This window comes from Pricia sp., from assembly GCF_041745955.1.
Classification (GTDB): Bacteria; Bacteroidota; Bacteroidia; order Flavobacteriales; family Flavobacteriaceae; genus Pricia.
In genome coordinates, this window is record NZ_JBGTHY010000521.1 from 1 (window position 1) to 7,847 (window position 7,847).

General features: G+C 47.4%; 6 protein-coding genes. 2 read left to right on the plus strand and 4 right to left on the minus strand.

The features are described from left to right. The coding region (locus tag ACEW8S_RS18600) for an aminotransferase class I/II-fold pyridoxal phosphate-dependent enzyme (RefSeq protein ID WP_373519606.1) at positions 1–1,097 on the minus strand (1,097 nt) is incomplete at its 3' end. A 105-nt stretch (positions 1,098–1,202) separates the two neighbouring features. Between ACEW8S_RS18600 and ACEW8S_RS18605 the strand changes: the two genes are divergently transcribed. Beyond that, positions 1,203–3,008 (plus strand): M61 family metallopeptidase, encoded by a 1,806-nt coding sequence (locus tag ACEW8S_RS18605; protein ID WP_373519611.1) that lies wholly within the window; start codon positions 1,203–1,205, stop codon positions 3,006–3,008. A gap of 116 nt (positions 3,009–3,124) precedes the next feature. Beyond that, a complete protein-coding gene (locus ACEW8S_RS18610) occupies positions 3,125–3,655 on the plus strand; it encodes an N-acetyltransferase family protein (protein WP_373519607.1) in 531 nt (176 codons plus the stop codon). A gap of 85 nt (positions 3,656–3,740) precedes the next feature. Here ACEW8S_RS18610 and ACEW8S_RS18615 read toward each other — a convergent pair whose 3' ends face one another. From ACEW8S_RS18615 to ACEW8S_RS18625, 3 genes are all read right to left on the minus strand, one after another. After that, positions 3,741–4,019 carry a hypothetical protein gene (locus ACEW8S_RS18615; protein WP_373519608.1) on the minus strand — a complete coding sequence of 93 codons (279 nt, stop codon included), beginning with the start codon at positions 4,017–4,019 and terminating at the stop codon, positions 3,741–3,743. A gap of 140 nt (positions 4,020–4,159) precedes the next feature. Continuing rightward, positions 4,160–5,668 carry a F0F1 ATP synthase subunit beta gene (atpD, locus tag ACEW8S_RS18620; RefSeq protein ID WP_373519609.1) on the minus strand — a complete coding sequence of 503 codons (1,509 nt, stop codon included), beginning with the start codon at positions 5,666–5,668 and terminating at the stop codon, positions 4,160–4,162. A 155-nt stretch (positions 5,669–5,823) separates the two neighbouring features. Next, on the minus strand, positions 5,824–7,847 hold a 2,024-nt coding region (locus tag ACEW8S_RS18625), incomplete at its 5' end, for a TonB-dependent receptor plug domain-containing protein (RefSeq protein WP_373519610.1).

Sequence of the window (7,847 nt, forward strand, 5' to 3'; positions counted from 1 at the left end):
ATCCGGGCAGGCGTTGCAAGCCCAAGGTTGAAAAATTCTATCTTTTTCTTGAGGCCTGTGACAAGGCGGTTTCCTAGCTTTCCGTTGTGCCCGTTGTCGGACGCCAAAAGATATTCATAGGATGCAAAAATTGTTGCCACGGAATGTGGGGGAAGTCCTGTCGTATAAATTAAGCTGCGGGCGAAGTTGATCAAATAGTTCTTAAAAATAATACTCCCCAAGATAGCGGCACCGTGACAGCCCATGGCTTTTCCGAAGGTGACGATGCGGGCGAAAATGGCATCCTGTAAACCCAACTCCTGAATTAGGCCTTCCCCCTTTTTTCCAAATACTCCTAAAGCATGGGCTTCGTCCACTACCAAATGATAGTTGTTTTCTTGACAGAATTCGGCAAAGGATTTTAGGTTCGGGGAATCCCCATCCATGGAGAAGACAGATTCGGTGACAACGTATACCTCGTCTGCGCTCGATACAGGTGCCTCGACTGCGCGCGGTACAGGCACTTCAGCTTCGCCTGCTTTGTCGGCAATCAAGCTCGGTGTCCGCACTTCCGCTCTGCCTGCCCCTCCGGTTGGCAGGTCGGTCGATGCTACTTTGGCCGTCCCTGCAAAAGAACTTCGCCCAAGCGCAGCCCGACACTTCTTTTTTAAATCCTCTAGATCGTTATGCTTGAACCTATAGCTTTTCGCATTCCCCATTTTGATGCCGTCGCGGATGCTGGCGTGGACGTACTCGTCGTAAAAAACGATATCGCCCCGCTGCGGCACGGCACCGAAAAAACCGATATTGGCGTCGTAGCCCGAATTAAAGACCAAAGCGGACTCCGTTTGATGGAATTCTGCCATCTTTTCTTCCAATTCGGCATATAAAGGATGGTTTCCCGAAAGCAACCGAGAACCCGTTGCCCCGTTCTGTATGATATTCTTCTCGGATAGCAATTGGGATGCCCGCCCAAAGATTTCGCCGTTTCTTGAAAAACCCAAATAATCGTTGGAGGAAAAATCCACCAAATCGTTCGCCTCCGGTAAGTGCCTAAGCGTGCTTTGGACTTCCCGATGGGCCAGTTTATCGTGTAGCTTTTTTGGGAATCGGGTCATTCCGTAAAAATAACCCCTTTATCGAGCCCGTTGTCGTTTTCATTGAAAGAAATTTCAGGTTATCGTATCTTCGTCTGTATGAACCTATCAATGAATTCCTTTACCATGAAGCAAACGATTTACTTTCTTTTTATTATATATGGATCCGTTTCTTTTGCCCAGACGAACCACTATGAAATCTCCTTTGAAAACGCCGTTCACCACGAGGCGATGATCAAGGGAAAATTTACGGATTTAAAATCCGATACGGTCGCTTTCAGGATGAGCCGTAGCTCGCCCGGACGGTATGCCCTACATGAATTTGCCAAAAACCTTTATAATTTCAAGGCCACCGATAGCCAAGGAAAGGTTTTGCCCATCTCCCGTCCGAACCCCTATCAATGGGATATCACCGGTCACGATGGCATGGTGAACATCAGCTACACCCTGTTCGCCAATCGTGGCGACGGCACCTATTCGCAGGTCGACGGGACGCACGCACATTTGAATATTCCGGCGACCTTTATGTCCGCGCCGGAGCTGGACGAGCGTAAGATCGAAGTGGATTTTAAGGTCCGTGAAGACCTGAACTGGAAAATAGCTACGCAGATGCCCATTGTCTCCGGCACCACCTACTCCGCACCTAATTTTCAATATTTTATGGATAGTCCCGTTGAAATCAGCGATTTTCAAATGCGGGAATTTGAAGTGGCCTCGAACGGCAAGCGTCAAAAAGTACAATTTGTACTGCACCATAACGGTACGGAAGCAGAACTGGACATCTATTTCGAAAAGGTCAAGAAAATCGTTCTCGCCGAAAAGGAGGTATTCGGTGAACTCCCTATTTTCGATTATGGAACTTATACCTTTATGGCCTGCTACGTGCCCAATGCCTCCGGGGATGGTATGGAGCATCGAAACTCCACTATTTTGACCGATACGGAAGGTTTGGCCGAAGGTGGAATGGAAGGAAATATCGGCACGGTTTCCCATGAATTTTTCCATAGCTGGAATGTGGAGCGCATCCGCCCTAAATCGTTGGAGCCCTTCAATTTTTCGGAAGCCAATATGAGCGGTGCCCTTTGGTTCGCCGAAGGATTTACCAGTTATTATACCGGGCTGATCCTATGCCGGACGGGTATCATTTCTCCCGAAGAATACGTTGAGGGCCTTTCCGGAACCTTCAACTACGTCTGGAATTCCCCGGCACGGCAATTTTTTAATCCCATCGAGATGAGCTATCAAGCGCCTTTTGTCGATGCGGCGACCTCGGTCGATCCCGTGAACAGGGAAAACACATTTATTTCCTACTATTCTTATGGAAGCGTTTTGGGCCTAGCGCTCGACCTTTCGTTACGGGAAAAAGATTTCAACCTTGATAGTTTTATGAAACAGGTCTGGCAGAAGTATGGAAAAAATGAAACCCCATATATTTTGGAAGACTTACATAAAGCCCTGAACGATTACGCAGGGCAGCCGTTTGGGGACAGCTTTTTCAACAACTATATCTACAAAAGTGGAATGCCGGATTATAAACCGTTGCTGGAATCAGTTGGCGTAGTGCTTCAGCAAAATTCGGAAAGTCCTTACATCGGCATAACGGCCCAACTTGACGGTGATGGAAATGGGGTGATTCAAACGAACCCAAAAATCGGAAGTCCGGCCTACGAGTCGGGGCTCGACAAGGGCGATGTCATCACATCTATCAACGGCAACGATTTTCCTACCGGGCAGCAATTCGGTGCCTTTATCGGTCAATTTAAGGTAGGGGATACGTTGAAAATCGCTTTTGAACGCTATGACAAAGCGGAGACTACTTCCTTAACACTAGAATCCGATCCGGAATATAGCGTCCATCTTATGGAGACCCTTGGGGGGAAACCTTCGAAAAAGCACCTGAAAAAGAGGAAGGAGTGGTTAAAGATCGAGTAACCTTTTTCCGGTAACAAGAGTTATGAGACATGAGTTATGAAAAAAATCAGTGAAAATTTATGTGATTCTTGTCTAAACTTTCCATAAACTAAAAATAACACTAACCTCGAAATGTGATGATAACCTTTGGCAGAGCGGCATCCGAAGCGGATTTGAACCAGATACTCGCCTTGCAGCGAGCGAACCTTCCCGGGAATCTTTCATCCGAGGAAAAGAAAAAGGAGGGATTTGTTACGGTTCCGCATACGTTCGATATACTCAAGGCAATGAACGATGCTTGTCCGCATATCGTTGCAAAAAACGACGGTATCGTGATCGGTTATGCCCTATGCATGCATCCAAAATTCGCGGATGAAATTGAAGTGCTGCGACCGATGTTCGATGAAATCTTTGCCCTGAACCCTAAAATTGAAAACTACATCGTGATGGGTCAGATATGTATCGCCAAAGCGTTTCGCGGCCAAGGTATCTTTCGCCAATTGTACCAAACGATGCAAAAGGGCATTCGTCCTGAATTCGGGCAGATCATCACCGAGGTCGATGCCGAAAACACACGTTCGGTACGAGCCCATTATGCTGTGGGCTTTGCGAATTTGACGACGTATCGCTTTGGAAACCAAGATTGGAAGGTAATCCAGTTAAAATAAAACCTTTGGAGTCTCTTTCGCAAGAACAAAAAAGCCATCCGTAAAAACAGATGGCCCATTGAATTTGAATTTGGCCTTCCAGAACTTAATCCGCCAGCACAATAATCCTATTATCCTTCATCTCGACCGTACCGCTGGTAATATGGAGGACGGTCTTCCCATCGGCATTCTTGGAGAATTTGGAGGCATGGGCCTCGGAAACGGAAGCACTACCGTCGAACTTGACATCGCCCTCCTGCAACAGGGAAACAATGGCCGCGTGATTTTTCAACATCTGGAACTCGCCCTCGACCCCCGGTACGGTAACCGAAGTAACTTCGCCGGCGAAAAGGGTGGCCTCTGGGGATACAATCTCTAAATACATAATTTCGAGTAGTTGGTACTAAGTAGTTAGTAATACATTATTAGGAATCCGAAACCTTCTTCCAAGAAAAAATTCCAAATTCCAAAAACCTGTTTTGGAATTTGGTGCTTGTAATTTGGATTTTTCCGAGTTCAGCTCGGTTACGCTTCTGCGAGCATCTTCTCACCCGCCTCCATAGCTTCCTCGATGGTACCTTTCAAGTTAAAGGCAGATTCGGGAAGGTGATCGAGTTCGCCTTCCATAATCATGTTGAAGCCTTTGATGGTCTCCTTAATGTCGACCAACACTCCTGGGATACCGGTAAATTGCTCGGCCACATGAAAGGGCTGGGAAAGGAAACGCTGTACCCGTCGGGCACGGCCCACGGCCAGTTTATCTTCTTCCGACAGTTCTTCCATACCTAGGATGGCAATGATATCCTGTAATTCTTTATAACGCTGTAATAACTCTTTTACACGTTGGGCGCAGTTGTAATGATCTTTCCCCAGAATATCGGCGGTAAGGATCCGCGAAGTGGAATCCAAGGGATCCACCGCGGGATAGATTCCCAATTCCGAAATCTTACGGGATAGTACCGTGGTAGCGTCCAAGTGGGCAAAGGTCGTTGCGGGTGCGGGATCCGTAAGGTCATCTGCAGGTACGTATACCGCTTGCACCGAAGTAATCGAACCTCTTTTAGTCGAGGTAATCCGTTCTTGCATGGCTCCCATTTCGGTGGCCAAGGTGGGCTGATATCCTACCGCTGAGGGCATACGTCCCAGAAGTGCTGACACTTCCGAACCGGCTTGGGTAAACCGGAAAATATTATCTACGAAGAAAAGTACGTCCTTACCTTGCCCCTCGCCTGCACCGTCACGGAAGTACTCCGCAATGGTCAGACCGGATAAGGCCACTCGGGCACGTGCTCCGGGAGGTTCGTTCATCTGTCCGAAGACGAAGGTCGCCTTCGACTCTTTCATCACTTTCATATCTACTTTGGAAAGGTCCCAACCGCCTTCTTCCATCGAATGCATGAAGGCGTCACCGTATTTGATGATGCCGGATTCCAGCATCTCGCGCAACAAGTCGTTTCCTTCACGGGTCCGTTCCCCTACTCCGGCGAAAACTGATAGTCCGCCGTGGCCTTTGGCGATGTTGTTGATCAATTCTTGGATCAGAACGGTCTTGCCGACACCTGCTCCACCAAACAGACCGATTTTACCTCCTTTGGCATAAGGTTCGATAAGGTCGATAACCTTGATTCCTGTAAAAAGGACTTCGGTAGAAGTGGTTAGGTCCTCGAATTTGGGCGCTTCCCTGTGAATTGGGAGTCCATCTTTACCGGCCTTAGGCAGATTGCCCAAACCGTCGATAGGATCACCGATAACGTTAAAGAGGCGTCCGTAAACATCCTCGCCTATGGGCATTTGGATAGGAGCCCCTGTCGAAAGTACTTCGGTTCCCCTGCTCAATCCATCCGAAGAATCCATTGAAATCGTTCTGACGGTATTCTCACCGGTATGGGACTGTACCTCCAAGACTAGAATGGTACCATCTTCCCTAGTGATTTCCAAGGAATCATAGATTTTTGGAAGTTCATCGCCCGACTGGAATTCCACATCGACGACCGGCCCGATGATCTGGGAAACTTTACCTGTAACTTTTGACATTGCTGCTGTGTTTATGGGTTGGGATTTTCAGGGGGCAAAGATAGGGTATTGGGCTTAATTTAAAAACTACTTTTTATTGTTTTTTGGGATGTGGCTTTACAATAAGAAAAGGGCGGCCAAATTGACCGCCCCTACATTTGCTTTTTGTAAAAAAATCACGGATTGATGGCCCAAGAAAGGTAGTACAACGACCCTATATTTCCGGTACCGACTGCAGAAAAATACTCTTGGCCCAACAGGTTCGACCCGCCCAATTTGAATACGGACTTGATATTGGGGCAAGTATAATTAATCTGCGCGTCCAACACGCTATAGGCAGGAATATCGCCATCGGCAAACGTAGCCTGCCATAAATAGGTGTCGCTCCATCGGTAATTGATGTTGAAACCGAAATTCTTGAACAGTTCCGTATTTCCAAAGGAAGCCTTGAACTTGTGTTTGGGGGTGTTGAAGCTCGTTCTAAAATCAGGGAAAGCCGCTTGGTTGAAATCCAGTTCGCTAAAGGTATAACTGCCTCCTATATCAAAGTTGCCCAATATTTTGGCATCGATACCGACGGTCGCCCCATAAGAGTTGATATCGGCTAGGGAATTGGTATAGGTCTGAAAAGCTTGAAAATCTTCGTTTTGCAGTGCTAAAAGTGATAAGCCTCCATCGCCCGCCTGACCGTACAGAGGAACAACCACCGTAGTGTTGGATATAAAATTTTTGTACTGATTGTAATACCCACTTAAATCAATAGCTACTTTTCCAATTTGAGCGCGATACCCGACTTCATAGGCCGTTATTTCTTCGGGCTTTACGAATGGTGTGTTTACAGTCGTCGGATTTCCAGCTTCTACGGAGCTCAGCGAATAGGCATTTTCGTAGGCATCCCTGCCCGTAAGGGTCACTGATGATTGACCTGTCAACACCCGCCCTTTAGTACTCAATAGAATTGGTGACGAGGTATATCTGTCAGGATTGTTAGGAGCGGATCCCACTAGAATGGCCCTCCCTGCATTCAGGCCAATAAAAAGATCTTGGGTCGTTGGGTTTCTAAACCCTTGCTGCACCGATCCACGAATGTTGTGGTTTCTCTTTTCCCCCATGGTGTAGACCAAGGAACCTCTGGGCGAAAAGAAGCCGTTGAAAAATTCGTTCTTATCGAATCGCACCGATCCCGTGAATTTCAAACGCTCATCAAAAAATTTCTTTTGTAATTGGGCATAGGCACCATATTCGCCGTAAACGATAGGTCGGTCGATATCGGTAAAAATTGTGCCGCTCGAATTCAGCACGTACTCCCTGAAGGAACCCCCTATTTGAATTTCGGCAAAATCCTGGGTCAGATGGCTAAAATTATAATTGGCATCGACATGGCGTACTTTGGTATTATCGATAAATTTGGCCCCGGTAGTCAAATTGCCATCGGTAATTACGTCTGTCAGGGCATTTTCAAAAGCTGGCGTACCGGGAAGGAACCTACCCGTATCGGCTGCCTGCCTAGCCAAGGCATGTGCTGTAGCATCATCTAACTGATTGCCCGTTCCGACACCCAATTTGGATCCGATATACGTTCGGGCATAATCCCCGAACCACGAAGGTTCGCTGGCGTCATCGGGATTGGGCGCATCCCGTTTCCACCTTCGATTGACATTGATGGCGGCAAAGCGGGTATCATAGGAATTCCCGGAATTCTCTGCCGTCAGATATCCCCTTAAAAAGAAATTATCGTTTCGGATTTCCAGTTTATGCTGCTGCATGATAAAATCTTGGATGGAATATCGGTTGGCACCTTGATAAATTGTATTTCCGCGACCAACCCTGGCTTGATAAACAATTTCAAAATCATCCGCAAAAGGGCGAAAATGCAATGCCCCATCGAACTTGACGCTCTCCGCGCCATAATCGATCAAGTCCGCCTCATCGTAACCTGTTCGGGAGACTGTAGCAGAACCCAGCGTGCCAGATGGTAGTGCCTGCTCGGTTCCATCCGGTAAATCTGGAACGGCCAAATCATCAAAATCCAAAGTTGTCGAGACTTCGTCACCATATACATTTAAACCGTCATAAGCCGGGTCGATTCTAGTGCGTCCGGGATTCTCCAAATCAATAATGCTGTTCGCATGCCAATCCTCACCTTTCAAAATGGAAAAATTGACCTTGGCCGCAAAGGTATCGCTAAAGGCATGCGCCG

Coding starts and splice junctions, on each gene's coding strand:
- ACEW8S_RS18605 (WP_373519611.1), top strand. CDS start 1,203: ATGAAGCAAACGATTTACTTTCTTTTTATTATATATGGATCCGTTTCT.
- ACEW8S_RS18610 (WP_373519607.1), top strand. CDS start 3,125: ATGATAACCTTTGGCAGAGCGGCATCCGAAGCGGATTTGAACCAGATA.
- ACEW8S_RS18615 (WP_373519608.1), bottom strand. CDS start 4,019: ATGTATTTAGAGATTGTATCCCCAGAGGCCACCCTTTTCGCCGGCGAA.
- atpD (WP_373519609.1), bottom strand. CDS start 5,668: ATGTCAAAAGTTACAGGTAAAGTTTCCCAGATCATCGGGCCGGTCGTC.